General features: G+C 45.3%; 11 protein-coding genes and 2 tRNA genes. 2 read left to right on the top strand and 11 right to left on the bottom strand.

Annotation, left to right across the window (positions count from 1 at the left end):
- Positions 1-142: 142 nt before the first annotated feature.
- The 6 genes from SD53_RS16430 to SD53_RS16455 all read right to left on the bottom strand — a co-directional run bounded on the left by SD53_RS16430 (position 143) and on the right by SD53_RS16455 (position 6908).
- Positions 143-227 (bottom strand) — tRNA-Leu (locus SD53_RS16430).
- A gap of 29 nt (positions 228-256) precedes the next feature.
- Positions 257-341: transfer RNA gene (locus SD53_RS16435), tRNA-Leu, on the bottom strand.
- A gap of 192 nt (positions 342-533) precedes the next feature.
- Positions 534-1487 carry an isopenicillin N synthase family dioxygenase gene (locus tag SD53_RS16440; protein ID WP_046521290.1) on the bottom strand — a complete coding sequence of 318 codons (954 nt, stop codon included), beginning with the start codon at positions 1485-1487 and terminating at the stop codon, positions 534-536.
- Between the two features lie 13 nt (positions 1488-1500).
- Positions 1501-2715, bottom strand: coding sequence for a NupC/NupG family nucleoside CNT transporter (locus SD53_RS16445; RefSeq protein ID WP_046521291.1), 1215 nt, complete (start codon positions 2713-2715; stop codon positions 1501-1503).
- A gap of 304 nt (positions 2716-3019) precedes the next feature.
- Complete coding sequence (udk, locus tag SD53_RS16450) at positions 3020-3652, bottom strand: uridine kinase (RefSeq protein ID WP_046521292.1); 633 nt, start codon at positions 3650-3652, stop codon at positions 3020-3022.
- A 115-nt stretch (positions 3653-3767) separates the two neighbouring features.
- Positions 3768-6908 carry a TonB-dependent receptor gene (locus SD53_RS16455; protein WP_046521293.1) on the bottom strand — a complete coding sequence of 1047 codons (3141 nt, stop codon included), beginning with the start codon at positions 6906-6908 and terminating at the stop codon, positions 3768-3770.
- 395 nt (positions 6909-7303) lie between these two features.
- Here SD53_RS16455 and SD53_RS16460 point away from each other — a divergent pair, with 395 nt between their 5' ends.
- Entirely contained in the window at positions 7304-8431 is a 1128-nt protein-coding gene (locus SD53_RS16460) for an endonuclease/exonuclease/phosphatase family protein (protein ID WP_082101902.1), read from the top strand.
- 57 nt (positions 8432-8488) lie between these two features.
- On the opposite strand, the gene gpt is transcribed toward SD53_RS16460, so the two are convergent.
- From gpt to SD53_RS16480, 4 genes are all read right to left on the bottom strand, one after another.
- Positions 8489-8962 (bottom strand): xanthine phosphoribosyltransferase, encoded by a 474-nt coding sequence (gene gpt, locus SD53_RS16465; protein WP_046521295.1) that lies wholly within the window; start codon positions 8960-8962, stop codon positions 8489-8491.
- Between the two features lie 16 nt (positions 8963-8978).
- Positions 8979-9683: a purine-nucleoside phosphorylase gene (gene deoD / locus SD53_RS16470; RefSeq protein WP_046521296.1), complete on the bottom strand. Its 705-nt coding sequence runs from the start codon at positions 9681-9683 to the stop codon at positions 8979-8981.
- 13 nt (positions 9684-9696) lie between these two features.
- Positions 9697-10899 (bottom strand): phosphopentomutase, encoded by a 1203-nt coding sequence (locus SD53_RS16475; RefSeq protein WP_046521297.1) that lies wholly within the window; start codon positions 10897-10899, stop codon positions 9697-9699.
- A gap of 136 nt (positions 10900-11035) precedes the next feature.
- Complete coding sequence (locus SD53_RS16480; protein ID WP_046521298.1) at positions 11036-12652, bottom strand: methyl-accepting chemotaxis protein; 1617 nt, start codon at positions 12650-12652, stop codon at positions 11036-11038.
- A gap of 175 nt (positions 12653-12827) precedes the next feature.
- On the opposite strand from SD53_RS16480, the gene SD53_RS16485 reads away from it, so the two are divergent.
- Positions 12828-13523: an SDR family NAD(P)-dependent oxidoreductase gene (locus tag SD53_RS16485; RefSeq protein ID WP_052749435.1), complete on the top strand. Its 696-nt coding sequence runs from the start codon at positions 12828-12830 to the stop codon at positions 13521-13523.
- Here the strand turns inward: SD53_RS16485 and SD53_RS18410 are convergent.
- Positions 13404-13928: a 2-amino-4-hydroxy-6-hydroxymethyldihydropteridine diphosphokinase gene (locus SD53_RS18410; protein ID WP_157850028.1), complete on the bottom strand. Its 525-nt coding sequence runs from the start codon at positions 13926-13928 to the stop codon at positions 13404-13406. The genes SD53_RS16485 and SD53_RS18410 overlap by 120 nt on opposite strands.

A 13928-nucleotide genomic window follows, 5' to 3' on the forward strand; every position in this document is an offset into this window, starting at 1 on the left:
AAGGATAGGCCGAAGAGTAGAAATAGCAAGGGTTAAGAAAGCTAAGCTGGTTATTGGCTAATTCGTTTGAGTAGGTTTAAAAAATGTTTTTTTGAAAATTTCGCGAGTGCATGGCGCTGTATAGTGAAGACTTTAAGAGAGTTGGTGCCGGGGGGGGGACTCGAACCCCCACGCCGTGAAGCGCTAACACCTGAAGCTAGTGTGTCTACCAATTCCACCACCGCGGCAACTCAATTTCTCTCTGTCAACGATGTTTTGGTGCCGGGGGGGGGACTCGAACCCCCACGCCGTGAAGCGCTAACACCTGAAGCTAGTGTGTCTACCAATTCCACCACCGCGGCGCAAAGCGTCGTCGACGGCGTGCATGTTATGCGTCAAGTACGCAATCGTCAACTGTCTGATGCAAATTTTCGCTGCTTTTTACCTACACTGCTGAAATATTCAACAAAGCGTTGGCTTTTACACCGATCCCCTGAGTAAAAAGTAAAAAGGCAAACCTTGGTTCGCCTTTTCATCGCTGAAGTCTGCTGCTATCAGTACTTGGCTTTTTTGAGCAAACCTATTTCTTCTAACCGCTGCATCAGATAGTCATTGGAATTGATAGGTTCAGGATAACGGTTTGGACGATCCGCGGTAATACAGCTCTCTAGCGTCTCTATCACATAGTCCGGATTCGGATGCATAAAAAACGGGATCGAGTACCGTGGCTGACCAGCGGCAGCACCGGCCGGATTTACGACTCTGTGCGTAGTGGAAGGCAATACATGGTTGGTCAAACGCTGCAGCATATCGCCGATGTTGACCACTATAGTGCCCTCAATAGTAGTGACAGGTAACCAGCTACCATCGCGGCGCAGAATTTCCAGACCTGACTCATGCGAACCAACCAGCAAAGTGATCAGGTTGATATCTTCATGCTGTCCGGCACGAATCGACTGAGTCGAGGTATCCTGAATGGGCGGATAGTGGATTGGGCGTAAAATCGAATTACCGTAATTTACTTTGTCAGCAAAATAGGCCTGATCCTGTTTTAAGAATAAAGCCAAAGCTTCCAGTACCGTGTTGCCTAACTTCTCCAGCGCAGAATACAACGCATAGGTTGCATCTTTAAATTCAGCCACTTCAGACGGCCACAGGTTTGGATACAAACTTGGATGAGGCGCCGGGCCTGATAATTCACGGCCAACGTGGAAGAACTCTTTTAAATCCGGATGATTACTGTCTTTGGCTTTTTCAACACCAAATCCCGTATAACCACGTGCACCGCCCTGACCGGGCACATGGTATTTTTGTTTTACTTCAGTCGGTAAAGCAAAGAATTTCTTAATTGCTTTGTAGGTATTGTCCACAACTTCATCCGGGATCCCGTGGCCGCTGATGCCACAAAATCCAAACTCAGTGTAGGCTTTGCCAATTTCGGCAACAAAGTTGTCTTTGTCGGTGGCAAACCGTCTGATGTCCAACGTAGGGACTTGTTGTTGAGTCATAGTGATAACCTATTTAACTTAACGAAAAGAAAAAGCCTGCTATTGCTGCACTCATCAGGTTAGCCAGAGTGGCAGCTAATAGAGCTTTCAAACCCAGCTCTGCAATATCTGACCGACGATTCGGAGCCATCACTCCTAAGCCACCTAACAGAATGGCAATCGATGAGAAGTTTGCAAAACCACATAAAGCGATAGTGACAATAATTTGTGTATGCTCACTCAGCTGTCCGGCTTTGACATACTGAATAAAGTCCAGATAAGCGACAAACTCGTTGATGACTAACTTCTGGCCAATAAAGCTACCTGCCAGACGGGCTTCCTCCCACGACACCCCTAAAATGAATGCCAGAGGCTGGAAAATATAACCAAAGATCAACTGCAGAGTTAAACCTTCAAAACCAACCAAAGTACCAACCCAGCCAATCAGGCCGTTGACCAATGCAATTAAACCAACAAAAGCCAATAACATAGCACCGACATTTAATGCCAGTTGCAGACCACTGGCGGCACCTGAGGCGGCAGCGTCAATCACGTTGGTATTTTTCTCAACTACACCAATGTCAGCCAAATCATTTTTTGGCGTCTCTGTTTCAGGCAATAACAGCTTGGCCATCAACAAACCACCTGGCGCGGCCATAAAGCTGGCGGCAATCAGGTACTTCAGTTCAATGCCCATACCGGCGTAACCAGCCAGCACAGAACCTGCCACTGAAGACAAGCCCCCCACCATGACTGCAAATAATTCTGAGCGGGTCATCGTAGGAATAAAAGGACGAACAACTAATGGAGCTTCAGTCTGTCCGACGAATATATTAGCTGCCGCACTCATGGATTCTGGACGACTGGTGCCGAGCAGCTTCTGCAAACCACCACCTAATACGCTGATAATCAGACGCATCACACCAATATGGTACAGCACGGCTATTAAAGACGAGAAGAAGATGATGACCGTCAGCACATGAATGGCAAAGACAAAGCCATACTTTTGCGCACCCGCATCACCAAATAAGAAAATAATACCGGATTGGGCATAAGAGATAATATTGCCGACAAAAGCTGAAATGCTTAACAGCACGTCTTTACCAAAAGGCACATAAAGTACGAAAGCACCTATGGCCAGTTGAATGGCAAAAGCACCAGCGACAGTGCGCCATTTGATGCGATTTCTGTTGGCAGAAGCCAAATACGCAGTTACTAAGATGGCAAGAATGCCAACCAAACTCATCATAGTTATTCCTTGGATATAGGGTCTGGCCAGTACGGGCACAGATTTTTTGTTCTTGTGATGCCAAATCCTAGAATAGCATCAAAAGATCAAGTAGTTACAGTTTCCGAGCGGGAGTGCTCACCACCGTATCCGGCTTTAAACACTTGTAGTTGCTGTTCAGGGGTTGTCTAAACTTGACGTTTTGCCGCGCGATTATAGCAGCACAGATGAAACGCTTGCAAAGCAAATGTTGCATGAAGGATAAGTCAGGGAACAACAGCCAAAATGTAGCTATGGCTGTTGTTTCAACTGAATGGGCGTAGGTTTATTCCTGCAATAACTGGCGAATTTTGGTCTTGATAATGTCGATGGCAATTTCGTTTTTGCCACCACGGGTTACTACTAAATCGGCATATTGCTTAGACGGGTTAATAAACTCAAAAAACGCCGGTCGTACGTAGTTTTCATACTGCTCTGTAATAGAACCTAAACTGCGACCTCTGTCTTCCATATCCCGTTTAATACGACGCAATAAACAGACATCCAAAGGCGTGTCCATAAATACCGTAATATTAAACTGCTGGCGTAACTTGTCGTCGGTCAGTAATAAAATACCTTCCACCAACACCACTTTGGCCGGGTGTACCGTAATAGTCTCTGCTTTGCGGGTATGAGTTTTGTAACAATACTGCGGCATAGATACAGAGTTGCCCGCTTTTAACTGCTGTAAATGCGAGGCCAGTAACTCGTGTTCAAACGCGGCTGGATGATCATAATTAGTCAGGGTACGTTGCTCAAAAGACAAGTGCGCCTGATCACGGTAATACGCATCTTCAGCCAATACAGCGATACGCTCGCCACCTAATTCGGCGACCAGTTCCTGGTAGACGGTGGATGCAAACAAACTTTTGCCAGAGGCCGAGGCGCCGGCAATAGCAATAATGGTACTTTTAGCCACAGGATCACTTCTAATTCAAAACTTCACTTCGGGTATTATCACGGATTTTAGCTCAGTGATAAATAAAAAATGCCGGTATTACACCGGCATTTTTAGTTTGGGGTAAACCTTCAGATTAGAAACGATAGTTCACACCAACTTTCAAACGCCAAACAGAATCTTGAGTATAGAAAGTTCTGTAGTTCGTCGTGTTAGTCGTTGGGTTACCGTAAATATACTGCTTAGTTACCGGGTCAATAGTAAAATCAGTTAACTCAATAGTACCGAAGTCACTACCATACACTTTACCTTGGCTACTATCGATTAAGTTTAGGAAGTTATCTACTGTCAAATACACTGTACCTCTGTGGTCAGGTAAGAAGCCAGGAACTTCTTGACGAACACTTAAGTCCAAAGTATTGACCCAAGGAGTTGTGCTTACCCCTTTAGGTAAATAACCGCCAGCATACTTATCCAAGCCTAATTCTCTGATTGTATTGAAGAATGTAGTACGAGCAGCATCACTTACAAACACGACATTAGGATCGTTTTCTGTCGGAATATAGGGTAGGAAGGCATCGTTTGTTGTACCCGGACTTAACAAACCATATGGATCACGACCTGGTCCGCTTGAACCATCTAAGTCATTGCCATCCAGGAAGTAAGTGATTGGTTTACCTGAGCGGCGTTCAAAGAACAGGTTGATGTTAGTTGCATAACCAGCAAAAACCTCTGTCTCATACCCCAGATTTAATACAAACCGGTGCTCAGTTTCAAAAGTAGAGCGACCAACCAAAGCTTCGTTACGGTTAATTACCGTGTTGTTACCATAGTTACTTGAAGCTGTAGAACTGGTGCTTGTGTGAGCATCAGTAATATCCTGATTAGTATAAGAAGCAGTAAAACGAATACCATTGTCATACGCTTTACTTAACGCTGTACTGATAACTCGAGCACGGCCTTCTTCATCTGCGTTTGTTAACATCAGATCTCGCGTAGAACCATCCGCATCGTTATACACAATACGACCACCATCTGATGTAGTACCGTCTTTATCTTCTTCAGTTAAGCTTGCATCAACCCAAAACGCAGTATCTTTTTCGCGTTTGTACAAGTATTCCGTTGTCCAGATGTAATCTTCACCTAAACCTGGAATTTCAAAACTGTGGTCAACTGCTAATTGCAAACGCCAATCAGATGGCAATCTGAAGTTTGGATCCGTAAAGTTCGTACCAGATATGGCTGTCGCACTTGCTACAGTATCCTTATATATTTGCGGTACTTCAGAGATACTTACACCCGCTAAGGCAGCCTCAAGTGCACCACCATCGCCAGTTTCAATATCAAGGAAACCGATGTTTACACCAGTGTTGGAATAAGCATTAGATACCCATACTGTTGGCTGACCGCCTGAGAACCGCCCCAAACCACCGCGCACTGTGGTATCTAGAGTTGCGTCCCACTTAAAGCCAAAACGTGGTAATACAATACCTAAACCATCGAGGTTCTCAGTGTTGTTATAACCTGTGCGAGCAAATACATTAGGATTTGCTGTGGGAACATCACTGGAAGCTAACATTTCATAACGAACACCCATATCAAAAGTAATTTCGTCATTAAAAGCCCATTCATCATGAACATAAACAGCATGCTCTTTACGCACAAAATTAGCAGCTGCAGTTGCAGGGTCTAAACTCGTCGAGTTTTGATAAATTAAACGTGATGCCTGACGGTTCTCAAAATCTTCAATACTGTCAAAAGAGTAAGAACCTTTAGTGTTTTGCAGGAACAAGTTAAAAATATCTAAACTCTTATACTGATAACCAAAACTGATACTGTGGTCGTCATAAAGATAATCTGCATCTAAAGCCATAATAAATGTGCTCTTATCCAGCTCATTTGAATGACGAGAGAAGTCTGAACCCAGAGCAATTCTGCCTGAAGCGGTTTCGATAGTTACATCACCAAAATCGCCGAACGAAGCCTGTGTCGTGGGATTATCCATGTAGGTGACACTGAACTGAGTAGAAAAATCAGGGGTCCAGTCAGAGTATAGTTTGAAAGCGTAGTTATTCAGCTCTTCGATACGGTTGTACCAATGAGATGATAAACGTAATTCAGTTTCAGCATCCGACACGTTTGAAGTACGGTTGCCTTTAGTGTACTGATAAGTGAAAGCTGCACGATGTTGATCGTTAAGGTTCCAGTCTAATTTCATCAGTAGTTTTTCATCATCAGTGACAGGTGATAAATTCCAGTCACCAGCGTTTACTCCATAGACTTCCTGCGCAATACGCTGTACAGCCAGATAGTCAGCATTGCTGACTAAACTTTCGTTCGCTGCACCACTACCAGCCGGCCCCCATTCAATCGGAGTATCAGCTTCGTAGTACTCATAAGAGACAAAGTAAAACAACTTATCTTCAACCAGAGCTCCACCTAAAGTTCCACCATAAGTTGTTTCATCGAATTTTAATGGAACTTCACGCCCATTATCTTTCGGAGTACCAGCCATACCATCATTTTGAGTTTCATAAAAGAAACTACCACCAAAATCATTGGTACCAGACTTAGTTACAGCATTAATCTGTGCCCCTTGGAAACCACTGGCTTTAGCATTAAAAGGGGAGGTATTAATAGAAATCTGATCGATAGCTTCTAAAGAAATTGGTGAACGAGTTGTTGGGTAACCATTTGCGTTCAAGCCAAAATCATCATTCTGAGCAATACCGTCAACGCTAATACTGTTAAAACGCGGGTTGGTACCTGCCACACTTAATTCGCCGTCTTTCGAAGACAGGACAGCAAGCGGGTTATTACGAATAATATCTTTCAAATCACGGTTAAAACTTGGCGCATTCTGAATATCATCAGCACCAAAATAGCTGTCACTACCGCCATTATTAGATGCAATCACAGCTCCGGTTACAGCAATACGCTCAACAGATTCTGATTTTAAAGCTTCATTGATCTGATAGTTTTGCCCTAACTGCAGGAAAATATTGTTTAAGGTTTCATCTGCATAAGTATCTGAATCAACAACAACGGTGTAGGGACCGCCTACACGTAAACCAGATGCAATAAAACTACCTGATTCGTTTGTGATCACTTCCCGGGTCGTACCTGATGGAACGTGAGTAATGATAATTTTAGTACCTGCTGCCGCCCCTCCCTCAGGAGTGGTTATACGACCACGAATAGCAGAGGATGTGTCAGCGAGTACAGCGCCTGAGCCCATGGCTAGTGCCACAGCCAGCGCAATATGTTTAATTTTCATATTGTTTTTCACCTGGTAGTTGTAAATTTTTATGTTTCAGCCAAGCTGAAAACTTCCTGCTTCCAATTTGGGCGACAACTATATCGAACTTTTATTACGTTTTTCTTACATCAGACCGGATTCACGTTGAACTAAGATCAACTTTGCTTGTCAGGTCCGATTTGTCACGCAAGTGTAACATATCAACTGTAAAAATCGTACATTTGCTGTGCTTAATCAACAGCATTTTCAATTCAATACCGACCAACTTATCTTTGACTGCAATTAACGCTGAAACTGGGTTTTCATCAGCTTTCAGGATATGCTTAGCACACTCTTGAACTGGCTTGACTGTTATGAATTACATTTTTTCATCTATTTTAGTGACTTCTTTTTTTTCCTTTAGCGGGATTGTTATGGCGAAAGAACACACTCTGACTGTTGCCACCTTTAACGTCAGTATGGAATCTGAAAACTATCTGGCAAAAGGCGTTGCGGGGAGTCCGCAGGTGTTGAGTACCTTGCTGGCTGAAGGTGATCATCCACAAATTAAAAACATAGCCGCTATAGTGCAACAAACTCAGCCCGACATCTTGTTATTAAATGAATTTGACTACATTGAAGATCCCAAAGTTGGTGTACAGCTATTTATTCGTAATTACTTGAATAAAGCGCAAAGTGCGGACGGAAAAATCATTGATTACCCCTATTTCTACTACAGTACCGTCAATACAGGCCAACCCAGCGGCTTTGATTTAGACAATGACGGTCAACTGACCAATAAAGGTGCCGATGCCTGGGGCTTTGGCCAGTATCCGGGCCAATACGGCATGATGCTGTTGTCGAAATATCCGATAAACAGCAGCAAAGTCAGAACCTTTCAGCACTTTAAATGGAAAGATATGCCTGGCGCTTTGCAAACCACGAAAGCCGATGGCTCCCCTTGGTACAGCCCGGAAGCATGGCAGTTAATGCCTCTGTCATCTAAAGCGCATTGGGATGTGCCTGTACTGGTGAATAAAAAGCCGGTACATCTGCTGATCAGTCACCCGACTCCGCCTGTGTTTGATGGCGATGAAGACAGAAACGGTAAACGTAACCATGACGAGGTACGCTTCTGGACCGATTATTTAACCCCGACAAAATCGGCCTATATTTACGATGACAGAGGTCAGAAAGGGGGCCTTGGCGAAGATAAAACTTTTGTGATCCTCGGCGACTTAAATTCATCGCCGGTTGAAGGCAATGCCTACAAAGAAGGTATAGGCTCTTTATTGATGCATCCGAGGGTGAATAGCAGTTTTACACCTCAAAGCGAGGGTGGCAAAGCCCATAGCCTGGACAGTCCCTATGCAGCCACTCATACTGCGGGATGGCGGATGAGGGCGGATTATGTATTGCCGTCTAAACAAGGTTTCGAAGTGTTGTCCAGTGGTGTGTTCTGGCCAGCAAAAGGTCAGCCTTTTTATGAACTGGTGGCGGATCGTACGGCAAGCTCCGATCACCGCTTAGTCTGGGTAAAACTAAAACTGACGGCTCACTAGGCAGTCGATAAAAAACGGAGCCAATCAGCTCCGTTTTTTATCTTCATCGCAAGATGATTACTTTTGATCAACCAAAGGCGCACTGTACGCCAATTCCATATCCCATGGCAGTTGGATCCAGGTATCCTGCTCTATATCAGTCACATAATGATCCACCAGAGGTTTACCCTGAGGTTTGGCATACACAGTAACAAAACAAGCGGTCGGGAAATGTTCGCGCAACGCTTTGGCGGTCTCGCCTGTGTCGACCAAATCATCCACGATCAACAACCGTGGGCTATCTGCCAATGCAGCATCCTTCAGTACTTTTAATTCACGTTGTTGGTCGTGGTCGTAGCTGGAGACACAAATACTATCTACCACCCGAATATTCAGCTCACGCGCCAATATAGCGGCAGGCACTAAACCACCACGACTGACGGCAACTATGCTGTCAAAATCGCGGTTTAATAACCCTTTCGCTAACTCTTTAGTCGCTCTGTGAAAGGCTTCCCATGACACATAAAACATTTTGTTGGTGGTCAGTGACATAACAATTCCCTACCCTTTAAACCAGTGCCAAAGCGATTTCAACCATCTCGTTAAACGAGGTTTGACGCAACTCGGCACTTAAGGCTTCACCAGTACGGATATGATCGCTCACCGTCATAATAGCCAGCGCTTTAATGCCAAATTCAGCAGCTACGCCATATAAACCAGCGGCTTCCATTTCCACACCCAGAACACCGTATTTTTCCAGACGGTCAAATAAGCTTGGATCCGGGTTGTAGAATAAATCTGAGGTAAACAAGTTACCGACTTTGACATCAATGTTTTTGGCTCGGGCTGCAGCCACGGCCCGCTCCAGCAGACTGAAATCAGCCAAAGCAGCGAAATCCAGATTGCCACCTAAACGATTACGATTGACGTTGGAATCGGTGCTGGCGCCCATAGCAATGACCACATCACGCACTTTGACCTCCAGTGGTAAACCGCCACAGGAGCCAATACGGATAATATTTTTTACACCATAAAACTTCACCAGTTCAGTGGCATAAATCGACATCGAAGGAATGCCCATACCTGAGCCCAACACACTGACTTTTTTGCCCTGATAAGTACCGGTATAACCAAACATATTACGTACTGTGTTGACGCACACTACGTCCTGTAAAAAGGTATCGGCAATATGTTTAGCGCGCAGCGGGTCGCCCGGCATTAATACGGTTTCTGCAAAAGCGCCTTCAGGCGCATGAATATGAGGAGTTGCCATGAGTTACTCTGAATTAAGAAGCTAAAAAGGATTGGCCATAAGGCATGGCCGCTAAATCAAAATAGTCGGCCAGAGTCTGGCCCATATCAGCGAAACTTGCTCTTTCGCCTAAATCTTTGGCAGCGCGGTTTTTACCATAAAACAACACTGGTACATATTCGCGGGTATGCTCAGTCCCCACCCAGGTCGGATCACAACCATGGTCGGCTGTTAACAGCAGCACGGCATCGTCGTCCAGCGCAGCCATAATCTCCGGCAAACGACGGTCGAAATACTCCAGCGCTTCACCGTAACCAATAGGATCACGGCGATGGCCATAGTTCTGGTCAAAATCAACCAGATTGGTGAACACTATGCTGCGCTCTGGCGCTATTGCCATCTCTGCCAGAGTTTTATCCACCAGCGCAGCTAAACCTGTGGCTTTGACTTCCTTGCTAATGCCCTGATGGGCATAAATATCGGCAATTTTACCAATACTGATCACAGTCCCTCCCGACTGAGTCAGCGTATCCAACACAGTCGGAGCCGGAGGTAACACCGAATAATCTTTTCTGTTACCGGTGCGGGCATAATTTGTAGCTTCAGTCCCTAAAAAGGGACGAGCTATCACCCGGCCTATATTGTAACTGTCCAGAAGTTCACGAGCGGTTTCACAGAAATGATAGAGCTTCTCCAAACCAAAATGCTCTTCATGAGCCGCCACCTGAAATACGCTGTCCGCTGAGGTGTAACAAATAGGTTTGCCGGTTTTGATATGCTCTTCACCCAGTTTTACCAGAATATCAGTGCCTGAGGCGTGGCAATTGCCCAAAATACCGGGCACACCAGTGCGGCGGACTAATTCGTCAATCAGTTCCGAAGGAAAACTATTTTGCTTGTTGTGGAAATAGCCCCAGTCGAATAACACTGGCACACCGGCAATTTCCCAATGACCACTGGGTGTATCTTTCCCGCTGGACAGTTCACGGGCATAACCATAACTGCCCACTAAAGCTGGGCTGTCTTCAACCAAAGCCATTTCACCACTGGCAGCAAAACCAGCTTTGACTAAGCCCAGGCTGGCCAGGTGAGGCAAATTTAATTGGCGGCCTTTGGCCTGAAAAAAGGCTTTGCTGATGCTGGCAAAGGTATTAGCGCCGACGTCACCGAACTTATCTGCATCAGGCGCACTGCCAATGCCGAAACTGTCCATCACTAAAATTACTGCTTTTGACATACTTACCTACCTATTACATCTCCATCATCAAGCTATGATGAGGTTCGGTACAGCCAGCCACAAGTGGCAAAATTAAAAAGGGCACGCAGCTTATGCAAAAACGTGCCCTTTGGCAATCCTATCTTTTTACATTCTGCTAACTGATTTTGAATTTGCCTACCAAGCCAAATAAAGTATCCGATAACTGACGGATTTCATTCGACAGACGATCGTTATCTTTGGCTATCTCTCCGGCCGCACTGGCCTGATCGTGCAACGCATAGAGGTTTTTGGTGATTTCTTCTGACACTATAGCCTGCTCTTCAGTCGCAGAGGCCGTTTGGGTTGCCATATCATTCACTTTAATTGACGACTGCTGTAACTGACGAAACACTTGTTCGGCCTGCGAAAAGCTGCTGACCGTTAAATCTGCATTGGTTTTGCCACTGCTGATCGCTGTTGCGGCTTCGTTGACACGGCTTTGCAACGCCTGGATCATTTCCTGAATATGGTTAGTACTTTGCTGAGTTCTGGAGGCTAAGGTACGGACTTCATCCGCCACCACAGCAAAACCACGCCCCTGCTCACCGGCACGGGCGGCTTCAATGGCCGCATTTAAAGCCAATAAGTTGGTTTGTTCAGCGATACCACGAATCACATCCAGCACTGACGCTATGTTTTCAGAGCTATTTTCCAGCTCACCTGAACAAGCCAGCGCTTTATCCACATCCTTGGTTAAGTTGGCCATACTTTGAGTCACACTATTGACCACAACCAAGCCACGCTCAGCGCTGATTTTAGCTTCATCCGCTTCATGAGCTGAATCTGTGGCAACCTGCGCCATTTCTTTGTTAGCTAGCGTCATTTCGTGTACTGCACTGACAATAGAATCAGAAGCCACATTCAATGAGCGAGTTATGTCATTGGTTTTCATAGCGGATTCAGACAGCACCTGAGTCAGCTTACTCAGTTGTGCGGCTTGCTGCAGCACTGAGGCAATCAGTTGACATAAATTGGCAACAAAACCATTAAATTGCTCGGCTAAAGCGGCAAATTCGTCCTGTGAATTGGTATCCAGCCGGGCCGTTAAATCGCCATCTCCCGAGGCAATTTCAGATAAGCGTGCAGTCAAGGCATTAATTTGAGTAGTGAGTGATTTAGGCACACTGTAGCTAAACCAACCTGCGATCAGCAAAATAACCGCAGTGATTGTATAAGTGGTGTTTTGAAAAAAACTGATTTCCGCTGTCAGTACTTGTTGCTCACTGATGGATTTATTGAGCGCCGCTTCGCCGGCTTTATCCAGAACATTGCGAAGTGCTGCAAACTGAGTCTGTTCTTCAGCGATAAGCTCAGCGGCAGCAGCTCCGGTTTTACTTGCTGCCAGCAGCGCATTCACACTTTGGTACCACAACTGATAATCCTGATCAAATTCGGCAAATTGTTGTTGCACGTCGGGATAGTTTTTCAAAAACTGTAAATAATCGGCAAAACGTTGTTTGACCTGCTGAGCATTATCTTCCACTTCAGCTTCTAATGCCGCACTGTCGCCCTGTTTACTCAGATGCATGGTCGTGGCTAATTTTGCCTGATATAAATCTCTGTCTGCATTTAACACCACAGAAATGGCCTGCAAAAAATTATCGGCCTGTATCGCCAGCGCATTTTTTTGCAAACCCGACAAATAGCTGAACATAGAGACAACAATTAATAAGGTGAAAGCCAGAATAAGCATAGGTAAACTGCTTTTAACTCTGATACTGTGCAAATTCATAGTGGGTCCTTGCTAGAGTGTAATACTGGACTAAGTATTGATAGCAGAATAACTTTTCGCCAAATTTTAGATAAAAATAGTTCAGTTCCGATCTTGAGACTATGGCAGAACTGAGGCGATGAACTAAAGCGGCCGGCCTGCGTATATGTCTGCGAATAACTAGATGGGGTTTGAAATGAAAACAGCAGTAATTACGGGCACAAGCCGTCGTCTTGGCGCTTATCTGGCAGAAAAACTTAGTGCAGAGGGCTATCGGGTATTTGGTTTCACCAGGCAAATCAACCCTGAACAGCAGTGCCTGACCCAACTGGTTGTAGACTATCAGTCAACGGACTCAATCCTGTCTGCGGTAGAACAGTTGAAGCAACAGTGCTCCGGTATTGATCTGTTGATCCATAACGCTTCTTTGTTTGAGAAGGATGCGTTGCATACCGAAGATACAGTGGCTTTTTATCAGGCTTTATTTGCGGTGCATATGCAGTTGCCAGCGCTGCTCAATCAGCAGTTGGCTCCTCTGCTTGCCAACACTGCAGGAGGAGCTTTGATCATTCATGTCACGGATATTTATAGTGAAAATCCAAATCCGGCGTTTTCGCTGTACTGCAGTACCAAGGCCGGACTTGAGAATTTAATGAAATCAGCAGCCAAAGCCTATGCACCACAGATCCGGGTCAACAGCATACAACCTGGCCCTATTATGTTTTTACCCGAACACAGTAAAGCTGAAAAACAGCAGGTGATGCAACAAACCCTAATTGCAGAGGAGGCTGGTTTCGAGCCAATTTATCAGGGCGTCCGGTTTTTGGTCGACAATAAATTTGTCACCGGCTTGAGCCTGAAAATAGATGGCGGCAGGTCGCTCGGAAAATAACTGAAAGCCTAACTGAATAGGTGCTTGTGTGCTGGCCGGGTCAAATACTTGTTGAATATAAGACTCGGTCAGTTCAGTTTTCCATACTTCAGACCAGTGTGGCTGCTGCCAGATAATATCCAGATCACAGCTACGGTCTTTCACGCTGCGCAGTGGATCCGTTCTGTCTCGTCCAAGTAACTCCTCGATCCGACAAAGCTCCTGTTTCAATTCAGTGGCCGCCAGAGATGATTTCAGCACCAGCACAGAGTTTATAAACACATGGTTAGATTCAACGAATTGAGCCTGCGTATAGACTCGTGGATACAGGTATAAAGATCCAAAAGTCTCGGTCAGTATGCTCACTGCTGCGGCCACATGTTGTTCAGGCTGAATATTTGAGCCGATAGAAATTACGTAGTACAT

This window comes from Rheinheimera mesophila (assembly GCF_000986865.1).
GTDB lineage: Bacteria > Pseudomonadota > Gammaproteobacteria > Enterobacterales > Alteromonadaceae > Pararheinheimera > Pararheinheimera mesophila.

What these genes read in the sequence shown, in the direction of transcription:
- SD53_RS16440 (WP_046521290.1), bottom strand. Translation starts at nt 1,487, where the DNA reads ATGACTCAACAACAAGTCCCTACGTTGGACATCAGACGGTTTGCCACC.
- SD53_RS16455 (WP_046521293.1), bottom strand. Translation starts at nt 6,908, where the DNA reads ATGAAAATTAAACATATTGCGCTGGCTGTGGCACTAGCCATGGGCTCA.
- SD53_RS18410 (WP_157850028.1), bottom strand. Translation starts at nt 13,928, where the DNA reads ATGTACTACGTAATTTCTATCGGCTCAAATATTCAGCCTGAACAACAT.
- SD53_RS16480 (WP_046521298.1), bottom strand. Translation starts at nt 12,652, where the DNA reads ATGAATTTGCACAGTATCAGAGTTAAAAGCAGTTTACCTATGCTTATT.
- gpt (WP_046521295.1), bottom strand. Translation starts at nt 8,962, where the DNA reads ATGTCACTGACCACCAACAAAATGTTTTATGTGTCATGGGAAGCCTTT.
- deoD (WP_046521296.1), bottom strand. Translation starts at nt 9,683, where the DNA reads ATGGCAACTCCTCATATTCATGCGCCTGAAGGCGCTTTTGCAGAAACC.
- SD53_RS16485 (WP_052749435.1), top strand. Translation starts at nt 12,828, where the DNA reads ATGAAAACAGCAGTAATTACGGGCACAAGCCGTCGTCTTGGCGCTTAT.
- SD53_RS16475 (WP_046521297.1), bottom strand. Translation starts at nt 10,899, where the DNA reads ATGTCAAAAGCAGTAATTTTAGTGATGGACAGTTTCGGCATTGGCAGT.
- SD53_RS16445 (WP_046521291.1), bottom strand. Translation starts at nt 2,715, where the DNA reads ATGATGAGTTTGGTTGGCATTCTTGCCATCTTAGTAACTGCGTATTTG.
- SD53_RS16460 (WP_082101902.1), top strand. Translation starts at nt 7,304, where the DNA reads ATGGCGAAAGAACACACTCTGACTGTTGCCACCTTTAACGTCAGTATG.